Raw genomic sequence first — 13,233 nt, forward strand, 5'->3', positions numbered from 1 at the left:
CCAAGGTATCAATTTCTTGACTCCCATTTTTTTTTTTTACTATCTATAGAATCTTTAACTAATGCTTATACATCAGTTATAAATTGATTATATTGACGTCTTTATCATTCTCATAATTATAAGTACAATGTTACCATTAAACACAGGTACATGCAACATAATTTCGACATAATTGTAATAAATAAACATTAAAATGACTTTTTTTATGGAAGACAAAAGAGTAATCCTCACAGGGCAAATGGCATGTGGGGGCAAAAGAAATACCACTGGGATATATTAAGTTAATTATTAAGTATATAGCATTATGTCACATTTTGTAGTAATATGTTATAAGGGATAATTGATTTTGAATTATAGTAATTTTTTTTGAGGAGCGGAGATAATTTTTATGGGCAAAAATAAAAGTAGACGAACTATGGTATTGGGATATATTTCAATCGCTTGTCTATCATTAATAATAATATCATTTAGTATTTATAGTATGAATAAAGTATGTAATGAGTCTGATTTTATTATAAAAAAAATACTTCCTGCAAAAACATTTTCTACGGAAATTTTAACATCACTAATTAATCAAGAAACTGGTATCCGAGCCTATATCATTACAAAGGATAAAAGCTTTTTAGACCCTTATTATTTAGGAATTAACCAAGTACAAGGGTATTATAATTCCCTTGATAATTTGAAAGATACGGCATTAGGAATCGACACTACCAATCAACTCACAGATCAGATGAATTCAATTGAAACATTTTTTAAAGAGCAAATATCATTAGTAGATGATGGCAATTCATATCAGGCAAAATTAAATCTATATAAAGGTAAAAGTTTAGTTGATAAATTTAGGGAAACTGATAATATATTAATAAATAAAATTAATTTAGATGTAAATATTTCACGTAACAAAGTTATAGCTGCTCAAAAATCTCAAAGGTATCTATTGATTTTTTTAGGTATTGTACTTACTTTGGGTAATCTCATGTTTATTAGGTATATATGGAATTATACCTATGAAGAAGTTAAGAAAAAAAATGAACTTAATAAGGAATTACAAAAATTGCTTATTTCACATGAAGAATTTATGGCAAATATTTCTCACGAGCTTAAAACTCCATTAAATGTAATTTTTTCCGCAATACAATTATTTCAAATGTATTGCCAAAATGGGTCATTAGACCAGAGGCGTCAAACAATTATTAAATATCTTGACTCCATGAAACTAAATTCCTATAGATTATCTAAACTTATAAATAATATAGTTGATTCATCAAAAATTCAAGCAGGGTTCTTTAAATTGAACTTATCAAATAACAATATAGTTGAAGTTGTAGAAGAAATAGTGATGTCTGTAACTAATTTTACTGACATAAGAGGCTTACATATTATTTTCGATACAGATGTAGAAGAGAACATTATTGCTTGTGACCCAGAAATGATACAGAGAATAGTATTAAACCTTATATCAAATGCCATAAAATTTTCAAAAATTGGGGATGAAATATTTGTAGATGTTAAGGATAAAACTACATTTGTTGAAATATCAGTTAAAGACAATGGTATTGGTATTGAAAAAAAGAACTTGGATATGATATTTGATAGATTTAAACAGGTAGACAAATCCCTATCGAGAAATGCAGAAGGTACTGGTATTGGACTTAGTTTAGTTAAGTCCATTGTAGGATTACATGGTGGTAGTATATATGCTGAAAGTGAATTTGGGAAGGGAAGTAAGTTTACAGTTATGCTTCCATCAGAGAAGATACTTATGGAAAATCTGATGTATAGTAGCAAAGTACGGAGTGAAGATGAAAGTATACGAGTTGAACTTTCAGATGTTTACTCGTAGTATTCACATAGTTTAATTATTAATGCAAATGGGGGATTATAAACATGAAAAATCTAGCTTACAATAAATTGAAGCATATAAATATTTCTATTGTTTTTTTATTTAGTCTTAGCCTTATTGGCTGTAGTTCTACAAAAATGGCATCATCAAGTAGTACTAATCAGCAAAACTTAGTAAGTGTTCAGATTACAGAGAGTACAGTTATTACATTTTCAGATAAGAATTTAGAGCAAACAATAAGAGAAGAGATACAATGCCCTACTGGAGATATTTTAAAAGATGATGTTGATAAGATAACCAAACTTCAAAGCACTAAGGACAAACATATTACGAACCTTTCAGGAATAGAAAATTTGGCTAATTTGACTTCCTTAAATTTGAGTAATAATCAAATCAGTAACATAGAACCTCTAAAAGGACTGACTAGCTTGATTGATTTGAATTTATCTACTAATCAAATGAATAATATAGAACCTCTAAAAAATTTGATTAACTTAACTAATTTGAATTTGGCTGCTAACAAAATGACTAACATAGAACCTCTAAAAGGCTTGACTAACTTGACTAATTTGAATTTAGCTACTAATCAAATCAGTAATGTAGAACCTCTAAAAGGCTTAACTAATTTAACTGATTTGGATTTAGCTACTAATCAAATGAGTAACGTGGACCCTTTAAAGGACTTAGCTAACTTAACTACTTTAGATTTAGCTACTAATAAAATGCCTAACACGGAACCTCTAAAAGGCTTGTCTAACTTGACTGATTTAAATTTAGCTACTAATAAAATCGAAGATTATTCTCCAGTTAGCGCATATATTAGAAACCCCGGGAAAACAAATATTGTTAATGCAGTTATTGATTCTAAGCAACCATTAATAAGTACCAGTGATCAAATCACAGATATTACAGATATTACAGATATTACAGATATTACAGATATTACAGATGTTATAGATATTACAGATATTCCATTTCTTACATTTACGGATGGAAATTTAGAAAAATTAATAAGAGATACATTACAACCTTCTACTGAAGATAACTTAAAATTCGGTCTCGATAATATAATAAAACTTCAAAACATAGAACCTTAGTGCCACCCACGTGGCAAGTGGCATGTGGGTGACAAAAAAATAAGCTCCAAGGATTAAAATAAATCTTTAGTGCTTACTAATTCTATTATAAATTCTATTTTTTATTTGGTGAATTTTTGTTTTCCCTTTTTTCTTTTTCTTCTTTTTCAATTTGTTTTGGGAAAATGAAACTAAAATAAACAAATCCTAGGATTAATATTCCAACAGTGATAATTATCATTATATCTTGAGCATTCATATCATTACCTCCTCATATTGTTAGATAGTGTAACCACTACTTATTAGCAATTACAAATATTTTTATCAAAAAACAAAAAGGTGGGGAACTCAAATAAGAGTTTCCCACCCTAGAAACAAATTTCTTGGAATCAAACCTAAGTTCGTCCAACCGATAAACAATATTATATTAATATAATACTACAAAACTCATATTAATTCAATTTTCCACCGGAAACGACCTCTTCAATGATTTTAATTTTCTTTTTATCCTCATACATTCTTTTGTCAGCAAGAGCAATTATACTATCAATATTTTCCTTTGAGCATTTTCTTGTAGCATATCCGAATGCAGCAGACACTTTAATAGTTTTATGCTTATCAACTTTTAAGCGTTTTTCTGAAATAATCTTTTTAACCTTTGATATATCCTTTTCCACCTCTTCTTCATTCCTGTTCTCCAATATTAAATGGAATTCATCTCCACCCATTCTTAAAATCAGCTTACAGTCCGGAAAAGCTTGTCTAAGCATATCAGCAAAATCTTTTAATAATTCATCACCAATAAGGTGTCCATAATTATCGTTAACAGTTTTTAAATTGTTTACATCAGAAACAATTATTGTTTGAGGATAATCACAGGCATCCAGTTTGTCCTTTACCTTATCATTATAGTAATTCCTATTATAAACATTTGTTAATGCATCTATATATAATAGATGCTCCTTCTCCCTCAGAATTGATGTTTTAGTCCTTTCATTTAGCAAATCCTTGAATAACTTCATTGCAAATAATATTATAAGAAGTATTAAGGTAGCTAAACCTAGAATTATAAAAATGAGCCTCTTATTGTTCTGATTGATTCTTTCATGAGGTACCTCAGCATACCCAGCATTGAATAATTCGTCTATATCCAACAAAGGTATAACCTTATCAACTATACTTGCAAGTTCAGGGCTATTCTTGGAAATCCCATAATATAGGTATGAATCTGTGCTTGTTGTCCCCTTTTGAACAATATCATATACCTGCATATTTTCAACATAAAAACGAAGTACACTTGGATTTTCTATAAGATATTGGGCTTTGCCATCATTAACTAGCTTTAGCGATTCCTGAATATTGTTAGTTTCTATAATGTTTACACAAGTGAGGTTCTTCTTAAGATATTCATTATGCCAAAAACCTTTTATGACAGCAACATTAGGTGCCACCCACGTGGCAAGTGGCATCTTCGCAAAGGCTTTTAAAACCTCTTGTACCTATAATATAAACTTTTCAATAGCTTTTGCCACTCCATCATTATCATTATCCAAAGTTACATATTCAGCTATATCTTTAAGTTCCTCTATAGCATTTCCCATTGCAATTCCAAGACCTGCATAAGCTATCATTTCAATATCATTTGCCTGATCTCCAATACATATTATCTCTTCTTTTTTAATGCCTAACATATCCCCTAAAACTTTTACACCATAGCCTTTGTTACAATCTTTATCCATAACCTCAAAGACTATTGGCATAGTTTTTACCACATTATATTCACTATAAAATTCCTTTGGTATCTCCAACATTTTTTTTGCAAGAAGTTCCTCGGTCTGAGAAAATAATATCTTTGTGATCTCATCCTCATCATTAACCTGACTTTTAAAATCAAGAATTTTAACAGGGTTTCCAACGTATTCTGTTTCAAACCTTGTAAACTCATTTTCCTCTGAGGCAATAGCCCCTTCATGAGTATATGCAATCATATTAAGTCCAAATTCCACACTTAAAGCATGAGCCTTCATTAAGTCTCTACCCCTTAATCCTTTATAGCTAATACATTCAAAATCACTGATTCTATATATAGTTCCACCATTATTTGCAATAAGGTACTCATTTTCTCCTCTTAAATGGACTTCATCTAAAAATTTATCCAACCCATTAAGCCCTCTTCCAGATGTTATAACAACCTTAACACCTTTTTCTATAGCCTTTTTTATTGCTGCTTTGTTCCCTTTTGAAATAGCTTTATTACTATTTAGTAATGTTCCATCCATATCAATAGCTAATAGCTTGTACATACTTTTCCTCCTAGCATTTTCACTTTAATATTTATTAATTAGGCATCTTCAAAAAATAACTAACCATTATGAATATTTTTTTCAGATGCCTAAATATATAAAATATCACGCTAGGTATTACCCTATGACGCTAAATTATACCATCTTTAAAATACTTTCTCTGATCAACTTCAGTCGTTTGGTGTTATTGTTTATCGTTTGTTATCATTGTATACTATTCTAAGCTTTTTTTCAAGATGTTTTGTAAATTAATATAGTAATGTTATAATATTAATCACTAGCAACACTAAATGATAATGATTGATGAGGTGCTTAAATGTTTACTGAGGAAAGACTAGAACAAATCTTAAGTATACTAAATAAAACTGGTAGAATAAAAGTAAAAGAACTAAGTCAGCGATTTAATGTTTCAGAAGGTATGATAAGAAAGGATCTACAAAAGCTAGAAAAAGCTGACGCTCTTCAAAGGACCTATGGAGGAGCTATCCTAAATAGAAAAATCTCTAAAAATAGTTCTATAGCTACTAGAATGAATGTAAACTTAAATAGCAAAGAGTTAATATCCCAAAAAGCTTTTGCCCTTGTAGATGATGGAGATGTAGTTTTTTTAGATACCTCAAGTATCAATTTTTTGTTAGCTAAATTAATAGCTAACAGTACTAAGAAGATAACTTTGATAACTAATATGTCAATAATACCACCCCTTTTTAATGATAATGAAACTGTTAAACTAATTTGTATAGGTGGAGTATATAATAATAAATCTGGTGGAGTTTTTGGTTCAGAGGTGACTAATAGTATAGCTAAATATACCTTTAATAAAGGTTTTCTAGGAAGTTCAGGAATAAATTTAATAACAAATAGCGTAAGTACTGTTACCTTAGAAGATGGTAATGTTAAAGAAATTATAGTCTCTAATAGCAAAGAGGTATTTTTACTTGTAGAAAAAGAAAAATTTAATGTAGATGGCACCTATAGATTTGCTACTTTAGAGGACATAGATTTTATAATCACGGATTCAGATCTTACTGATGAGATCCGAGAAAATCTAGAAAATTCAACTCTAAAATTAATTTAGCCAGATTTATAAATTCATCCAATAATTTTGCTCACCTAATACATTAAGATAGTATCTTAACAAAAATTAATTCACCATAAAATAAATGCACTAAACTCAATTAAGAGTTTAATGCATTTATATTTTCAATTATGTCTGTATATCTATGAGAGTTAACCTGGAAAATCTCAACAACTTCCAGTAGTTCACTAATTCTAAGTACTAACCTTCCATGAACATCTTTATATCGTCATCTACACTCGTTATTCCAGCAATACCAAAGTTATCAACTAATACCTTTACCACGTTTGGTGATAGAAACGCTGGTAGAGTTGGTCCTAAATGAATTTTTTTAACACCTAAATGTAACAATGCAAGTAATACTATAACTGCCTTTTGCTCGTACCATGCAATATTATAAGAAATAGGAAGTTCATTTATGTCATCTAATTCAAATACTTCTTTTAATTTAAGTGCTATTACTACTAATGAGTAGGAATCATTGCATTGTCCAGCATCCAATACTCTTGGTATTCCGCCAATATCACCTAAATTCAATTTGTTATATTTATATTTTGCACAACCTGCTGTAAGTATAACCGCATCCTTTGGTAATTTTTCAGCAAATTCTGTGTAGTAATCTCTACTCTTCATTCTTCCGTCGCAGCCTGCCATTACAAAGAATCTCTTTATTGCTCCAGTTTTAACAGCGTCTACAATCTTATCCGCAAGAGCTATCACTTGATTATGAGCAAAGCCTCCTACTATTTCACCCTTTTCAATTTCCACAGGTGCGTTACTATTTTTAGCCTGTTTAATTATTTGTGAAAAATCTTTTGCTCCTCCATTTATCCCATCTGCTATGTGCTTAACACCTGCAAAGCCTGTTACTCCTGTAGTATATATTCGATCTTTATAAGATGCTTTTGGAGTTACAATACAGTTTGTAGTCATAAGTATTGGTCCGTTGAAGCTTTCAAATTCCTGATTCTGCTTCCACCATGCATTTCCATAATTACCTACCAAGTGCTTATACTTTTTAAATGCAGGATAATAATTGGCTGGAAGCATTTCGCTGTGAGTATATATATCTATTCCAGTACCTTCAGTCTGCTTTAATAACTCTTCCATATCTTTTAAATCATGTCCACTAATTAATATACCAGGATTATTTTTAACTCCTATATTAACTTTTGTTATTTCTGGATTTCCATAACTAGAAGTATTAGCCTTGTCCAGTAATGCCATGGCATCAACACCGTACTTACCACATTCAAGTACTAAAGCTACAAGTTCATCTACCCCTAAAGTATCGTCCAAAGTAGAAGCTAATCCCTTTTGAGTAAATGCATGAAGTCCATCATCATTGTATCCAAGATTATCTGCGTGCTTAGCATATGCAGCCATGCCCTTAAGTCCATAAATCAATAACTCTCTTAAAGATCTTATATCCTCATTCTCTGTTGAAAGCACACCAACGCTGCCGGCTTTTTCATTAAAGGCTTTTAAGTCGTTAGAAAACCAAACCGCTGCATCTGGTAAGTTTAATTCCTCCTCTTTTCCAAATCCAAAGGTATTTAATATTTTACTAAGCCAACTAGCATTTTCCCCTTTATCACTTAACTTAACACCAGCTTTAATAAGCTGACCTTTTATTTCTTCCCTTAAGCTTAATCCTTTTCGGATTCTTTCAATAAATACATTTTTATCGAAATTTGCATTAGTTATAGTTGCAAATAAGCTTTCCATTATAAAATTATCTACTTCCTTATTAACTATACCATTATCTCTAGCACGAACACTGTATACAGATATTCCTTTAGTTATATAAATTAGCAAGTCCTGAGCCTTTGCTAGATCTTCAGTCTTACCACAAACTCCCTTTACCGTACAACCTTTGCAATTAGCCGCCTCTTGACATTGATAACAAAACATAGACATACAAATCATCCTCCATTTTTTACTACTCTACGCACTATTTGCGCTTGTGTGTTATGAGATTAGTATACAGATTTATAATTATAATGTCGGTAACATACGTTACTAGATTGTTTTATTATTTTAAATATTTCTTAGATCATCAACTACCAGCAATGAATCTTAGGTTTGAGTTTTCAAGTGGTGACTTGTTACCAGTTGATATGTTTCTTAACCTCTGCCTTTTCTCCTAAGGTTACGTCTTTTAATACCCACTGCTTAAAAACTGGATATCCTGTTCTATCAACAATATACCCTATGTGCTCTTTTCCTCCTGGAGCATCTCCATCCATATATTCCTCTATATATGAATAAGTGTTTTTTATTATTTTAATAATACTTTCTTCATCCACCCAAGTTATAAAATCCTGAGCAAGTCTAGGATTTTTCTTACCAGTTCTACCCATTATCACAAGTTTATAATATTTCTCAATGCTTCTACTCCATGCACCCGTTGGGCATTTGCCTATACATTCTCCACATCCAATACATTTGTCCGGGTCTCGTACTACTTTGAAGTTCTCCATTTTAAGCGCACCAGTAACTCTTTTTTTACAGTTATTTACACAGGATTTACAACTGATGCATCTATAAGATTCATATTGAGGCTCTGTCATTCCTATAATCCCAAAATCTTGTATTCTAGCTTTGATACAGTCATTAGGACACCCTGTTAGTGCTACCTTAACATGATAATCATTAGGGAATATTTCCTTTTCAATCTTTTTTGCAAAGTCCGTAGTATTATAATTTGCAAAAGGACAGACATTTGCCCCTATACAAGCTGACACATTTCTAGTACCTGCAGCTGAGTATCCTGTATTTTCTGAAATTTGATTTATTTCAAGGCCTTCTATGACTGATTGAATCATCTTATTAACTTCTGGTATTTTATTTATATCAATATTGGGTATTTCAAACCCCTGCCTTATAGTTATATGAATATTTCCATCTCCGTAAGTTTCTGCTACTCTTTGCAAAACTTCTAAATGTTTTGCCTCTATATGCCCCCCAGGTACCCTTATTCTTATAGCTGTCTTGCCTCTTTTTTTAGTTATTCTGTAAGCATTTTTCTTGAGCAATTTAGTGTTTATATCCATAATTTTCTCCCCCCTAATCTACAAGATGAACTGCATCTAAATAGTTAAAAACAGGTCCCTCTAAACATATATAAGTATCATCAATTTTGCAGTGCCCACATTTTCCAACTCCACAACACATCTTTCGCTCATAAGATACCCATATATTTTTTTCTTTTACCCCTTTTTTTATAAATCCAGCCACTGTAAACTTAAGCATCATTGGAGGACCTACTACAATAACTTGTACCTCGTCCATATTCTCTACTGGAATATCTTCAATGTATTTTGTTATGAGTCCTACAGTTCCAATATAGCCCTCATAGGCACTATCCACAGTTAACGTTACATTAATACTTTTTTCCCAAACTTTGAAATTTTCTTTAAATAAGATATCACTAGGTGATTTAAATCCTGCCATTAGATTAAAGCCCTTACACTGCGTTGGATTTTTCGCAAAATAATCTACTATACCCTTTACTGGTGCCAGTCCAGTTCCACCTGCTGCTACAATAATTTCTTTATTTTTATAGAGGTTTACATCAAATCCATTTCCATAAGGCCCTCTTAAAAACAAGGTACCTCCTACAAAAAAACTATGAATTACATCTGTAACTGTGCCTACACGTCTTATTGTAAAATCTATATAACCCTCACCTATCTCACTAACAGATATAGGTGATTCCCCAAATTTTGGTATGGATACTTCAAAAAATTGACCCGGCTTTACTTCGCCTTCGAACTCCATTCTAAAGGTATAATCCGTTTCTGTATGCTTACTTATTTTAAGTATTTTAGATTTAAAAGGCATGTATATATTTTTCATCTATTCCACCTCATCCATTGCTATATTTAATTTGTTTACACAATTTGAAAAAGATATATATTCAGGGCATATATCATCACATCTACCACAACCTATACACATATGATATCCCGCTCTCTTTTTAAAATCATATACCTTATGCATAACTTTAAATCTCATTCTATCTTTTTTGTCTTTTCTAAAACCATGTCCGCCTGCCATGTCACTGTATCCGTCTACGTGACAGGATGCCCAAACACGTCTTCTTTCCCCTTGGTTCTTATTTTCTTTATAAAAGATGTCCTGCATAGTAAAACAAGAACAGGTACCACATACAAAATTACACCTACCACAAGCAATGCATCTTGAAGAATATTCATCCCACATCTTTGATTTAAAAACTCTTTGATCTAAATTTTCTGGTATAGTGACCACTATTTCATTATTCAAAACAAATTCAGGCTCTACCGCCAGCTCGCTGGTTTTATCTATATTAAAGTAATTCATTAATTCTTCTGATTTACAATTCACAAGAACCTCATGGTCTTGAATTTTAGTATACATATCATAATCCTCTGTCTTATTGGATCCCATACTGGCACAAAAACAGTTTTCAAAACTTTCGCTACAGCCCATAAGCACAAATTTAATTTTATCTCTTAAAGTCTTATAGTAATAATCCTCATTTCCATTTCTCAAATATACTTCATCGAGACGCTTCATTGCATGAATATCACAACTTCTTAAGAATATTAATATTTTCTTCTCATCAGATTTCGGCTCCACGCAATCCTTTTCAGTAAAGTAAAATAATGTTTGAGTAATGGGAAGTATTATTTCTTTAGGAGAAAAACTTGATTTCAGTTTAAACTCTATTTCCCTTATACTCTTTATTTCCTTATATCTAATAGTATCTGTGTCCGCAAAAGTTCCTTTTCCCTTTAGCATTACTGGTGCATATATCACATATTCCTGCCTTAATGCCTCAAGATGCTCATCAAATTTCTCTATTGTAAGTTTAAATCCCATAAATGCACACCCTCCATTATAATAAATATTACTTAATCAATACTATTGTTAATTAATTCACTATAGAAGTTAAATTTATAACTAACTAATCATAGTGTATTTTAAACCATAAAAAAAGTATGTGATTTTCATCACACACCTTTAAAGTACTTGCTTAACTTTTCTCTATTAACTATGAATTTTCTATGTTTTATTTTAACCATATCCATAATTTCAAGTTCCTTTACCGCCCTTGAAATAGTTTCACGAGAGCTCCCTAACATATCTGCCAAATAAGTAATGCTTATCTTAATATCTATTAAAACGCCCTCTTCGGTTTGTACACCATAATCTTTAGACAGCTTCCAAAGCTTTGCGGCTACACGCTTGTCCATTTTAATAGGAACTGTATTCTTAAGCTGTCTGTACAGTCTTCTTATTTTTTTACTCATAGAGCATAATATAACCTCTGTGAGTTTAAAGTCCTGTTTCATTATATTTAATAAATCTACTTTTTGTATTATTATAATTTCGCTGTCCTCAAAACCTTCGCAATTAATTGAGGCTGTTAGATTATCGAAAATTACCTCATTTATAATTTCACCTTTGTTTAAGATATAGATAACCCTCTTTTGACCCTTTTCCGATAATCTGTACATGGTTACCTTTCCCTCTAGCACTATATATATATTATTTGTAATTTCTCTCTCAGCGAACAACATTTGTGATTTTTTCAAAATTTTTATTATAACACTCTCTCTTATTAAATCCAAAGTTTTATCCTCAACACATTCAAATAGTGGAAGGTCTTTTAATTGTCTAAGCGTTATTTGTGCCATCTTAACTTCTCCTTATGAGCTCATTTTAGAATCTCACTATTATAAAAATACTAATATTCTTATTATACTAATAATCTTATAATCCAACAATGAATTTTAAAATTGCGCAAAAAAAAGAAAGTCTGTACATGCCTTAATTAATCCTGGCTTTTATTTTTATTGATTTATTTCTCTTTTGATATGTACCAATATGCTGCTCCAATAAATACAGCCCCACCTACAAAGTTACCTAGGGTAACCCAAATTAAATTGTGGGTTAATCCACCTATGGAAATTGCTGCACTGTGAGGAATAAGTAGTGCCGTTGTAAGTAAAGTCATATTTGCAATACTATGTTCAAAACCTGTAGTTATAAATGCAAATAGGCACCAGAAAATCATTATAAGTTTAGCTGTTTCTTCCTTTAATTTCATAGCACACCATACCGCTAAACAGACTAACATGTTACAAAGGATACCTCTTAAAAATAATTCTATGCTCGGAGTTGCCATTTTCCCTTGTGATGTTTTTAAAATAAAGGCTGCTGTGCTTCCCTTTGCAAGTCCCGCGCCTACAAATATTGCAGATATAACTGCTGCCCCTAAAAAGTTTCCTATAAAACTGTATATCCAAATATTTATTGAATCAAGCCAGGGTACCTTCTTTTCTAGAGATCCTATAGTCATAGTCATGTTATTCCCTGTAAAAAGTTCTGAACCTGCCATTATTACAAGACTTAAGGCAATCCCAAAGGAAGCTCCCATAATAGTCTTTGTTGCCGGGGACTCAGCTGCCGCAAATGATCCCCCAATAGTAAATATTAATAAAATTCCAAATCCCACATAAGCACCAGCTAGTGCCGCTGCTGTGAGGTACCTCATTTTGCTTTTCTTTAAGAGTTCAGATTTTTTTACCGCCGATGCAGCGACTTTGTTAATTTCTTCACTAAACAAGATATACCATCTCCTTATATAAATCATACCCACACTTTATCATTACAGTAAAAGAAAGTATGTGACTAACATCACATATTTTCTAAAACTCTTGATAAAAAAAACAGCAAGGCTTTAGCCAGTGCTGTTAATTATGAGTAATATTTTATTCTTCTACTTTTTCAAAATCTGATTTTGGTACTCCACATAACGGGCAGACCCAATCTTCATCTATATCCTGAAATTTTGTTCCAGGAGCCACTCCACCATCACTATCACCTTCTGCTGGATCATAAATATAACCACATACTGTACAAACATACTTTTCCATA

The 13,233-nt window shown here is 31.4% G+C and carries 13 protein-coding genes and 1 other annotated feature; of the genes, 3 read left to right on the forward strand and 10 right to left on the reverse strand.

Annotated features, from left to right (window positions below):
* Window positions 1-388: 388 nt before the first annotated feature.
* Complete coding sequence (locus KPL50_RS05220; protein ID WP_253200463.1) at window positions 389-1,846, forward strand: ATP-binding protein; 1,458 nt, start codon at window positions 389-391, stop codon at window positions 1,844-1,846.
* A gap of 44 nt (window positions 1,847-1,890) precedes the next feature.
* Window positions 1,891-2,943, forward strand: coding sequence for a leucine-rich repeat domain-containing protein (locus KPL50_RS05225; protein WP_216297395.1), 1,053 nt, complete (start codon window positions 1,891-1,893; stop codon window positions 2,941-2,943).
* Between the two features lie 94 nt (window positions 2,944-3,037).
* On the opposite strand, the gene KPL50_RS05230 is transcribed toward KPL50_RS05225, so the two are convergent.
* The 3 genes from KPL50_RS05230 to KPL50_RS05240 form a co-directional block, all read right to left on the reverse strand.
* Entirely contained in the window at window positions 3,038-3,181 is a 144-nt protein-coding gene (locus tag KPL50_RS05230; protein ID WP_216297396.1) for a hypothetical protein, read from the reverse strand.
* 98 nt (window positions 3,182-3,279) lie between these two features.
* Window positions 3,280-3,333: a sequence feature (sodium ion sensor (DUF1646 type); this cis-regulatory element may regulate processes involved in with the transportation of sodium ions), on the reverse strand.
* A 41-nt stretch (window positions 3,334-3,374) separates the two neighbouring features.
* Window positions 3,375-4,391 carry a GGDEF domain-containing protein gene (locus tag KPL50_RS05235; protein ID WP_216297397.1) on the reverse strand — a complete coding sequence of 339 codons (1,017 nt, stop codon included), beginning with the start codon at window positions 4,389-4,391 and terminating at the stop codon, window positions 3,375-3,377.
* 30 nt (window positions 4,392-4,421) lie between these two features.
* Window positions 4,422-5,225 (reverse strand): Cof-type HAD-IIB family hydrolase, encoded by an 804-nt coding sequence (locus KPL50_RS05240; RefSeq protein WP_216297398.1) that lies wholly within the window; start codon window positions 5,223-5,225, stop codon window positions 4,422-4,424.
* Between the two features lie 316 nt (window positions 5,226-5,541).
* Here KPL50_RS05240 and KPL50_RS05245 point away from each other — a divergent pair, with 316 nt between their 5' ends.
* Window positions 5,542-6,303 (forward strand): DeoR/GlpR family DNA-binding transcription regulator, encoded by a 762-nt coding sequence (locus tag KPL50_RS05245; protein ID WP_216297399.1) that lies wholly within the window; start codon window positions 5,542-5,544, stop codon window positions 6,301-6,303.
* A gap of 201 nt (window positions 6,304-6,504) precedes the next feature.
* Here the strand turns inward: KPL50_RS05245 and hcp are convergent, their stop codons facing one another.
* The 7 genes from hcp to rd form a co-directional block, all read right to left on the reverse strand.
* Window positions 6,505-8,223, reverse strand: a complete 1,719-nt coding sequence (gene hcp / locus KPL50_RS05250; RefSeq protein ID WP_216297400.1) for a hydroxylamine reductase — start codon at window positions 8,221-8,223, stop codon at window positions 6,505-6,507.
* A gap of 188 nt (window positions 8,224-8,411) precedes the next feature.
* Window positions 8,412-9,359, reverse strand: a complete 948-nt coding sequence (gene asrC / locus KPL50_RS05255; RefSeq protein ID WP_216297401.1) for a sulfite reductase subunit C — start codon at window positions 9,357-9,359, stop codon at window positions 8,412-8,414.
* A 13-nt stretch (window positions 9,360-9,372) separates the two neighbouring features.
* Window positions 9,373-10,164: an anaerobic sulfite reductase subunit AsrB gene (asrB, locus tag KPL50_RS05260; protein ID WP_216297402.1), complete on the reverse strand. Its 792-nt coding sequence runs from the start codon at window positions 10,162-10,164 to the stop codon at window positions 9,373-9,375.
* Window positions 10,165-11,172, reverse strand: coding sequence for an anaerobic sulfite reductase subunit AsrA (gene asrA, locus KPL50_RS05265; protein ID WP_216297403.1), 1,008 nt, complete (start codon window positions 11,170-11,172; stop codon window positions 10,165-10,167). It lies immediately after the preceding gene.
* A gap of 131 nt (window positions 11,173-11,303) precedes the next feature.
* The gene (locus KPL50_RS05270) at window positions 11,304-11,990 is read right to left on the reverse strand and encodes a Crp/Fnr family transcriptional regulator (protein ID WP_216297404.1); all 687 of its coding nucleotides are present in this window, start codon (window positions 11,988-11,990) and stop codon (window positions 11,304-11,306) included.
* Between the two features lie 164 nt (window positions 11,991-12,154).
* Window positions 12,155-12,922: a formate/nitrite transporter family protein gene (locus KPL50_RS05275; RefSeq protein ID WP_216297405.1), complete on the reverse strand. Its 768-nt coding sequence runs from the start codon at window positions 12,920-12,922 to the stop codon at window positions 12,155-12,157.
* A 145-nt stretch (window positions 12,923-13,067) separates the two neighbouring features.
* Window positions 13,068-13,232: a rubredoxin gene (gene rd, locus KPL50_RS05280; RefSeq protein ID WP_216297406.1), complete on the reverse strand. Its 165-nt coding sequence runs from the start codon at window positions 13,230-13,232 to the stop codon at window positions 13,068-13,070.
* Between the last annotated feature and the right edge of the window lies 1 nt (window position 13,233).

The organism is Clostridium sp. CF012 (assembly GCF_018861755.1).
Lineage (GTDB): Bacteria > Bacillota > Clostridia > Clostridiales > Clostridiaceae > Clostridium_AD.